This is a genomic window from Streptomyces sp. 4F14 (assembly GCF_048159485.1).
Classification (GTDB): domain Bacteria; phylum Actinomycetota; class Actinomycetes; order Streptomycetales; family Streptomycetaceae; genus Streptomyces.
In genome coordinates this window covers 1-304 of the sequence record NZ_JBLRVY010000455.1, presented here as the reverse complement: position 1 = coordinate 304, position 304 = coordinate 1, and the positions used below count along the sequence as shown (strand labels likewise).

Annotated in this window: 1 protein-coding gene; it reads right to left on the bottom strand. The window is 74.7% G+C overall.

Features of this window, described 5'->3' with window-relative positions:
* A partial coding sequence (locus ACLZOT_RS51565; RefSeq protein WP_416976187.1) for an SDR family oxidoreductase occupies positions 1-304 on the bottom strand: 304 nt, incomplete at both ends.

Sequence of the window (304 nt, the reverse complement as noted above, 5' to 3'; positions counted from 1 at the left end):
GCAGGGCCAGTTCCCCGTCCCGTACGCCGTCGAGGAAGACGCCCTCGCTGAAGTTCTGGGAGAACCAGCCGGGCCGCAGGATCGTCCAGGTCACCCCGGAGGCCCGGACGGCCCGCTCCCCCTCGCCGTGCGGTCCGCCGTCCTCGTAGGCGGGGCCGAAGTAGCCGGGCACGTCCGTACCCCGGGCCGAGAGCAGCACCAGCCGCCGCACCCCGCGCGCGACGGCCTGTTCGACGAAGGCGGGGGTCGGGGAGGGCGAGGCGTCGAGCGGGGTGATGTAGACGGCGGTGACACCGTCCAGGGC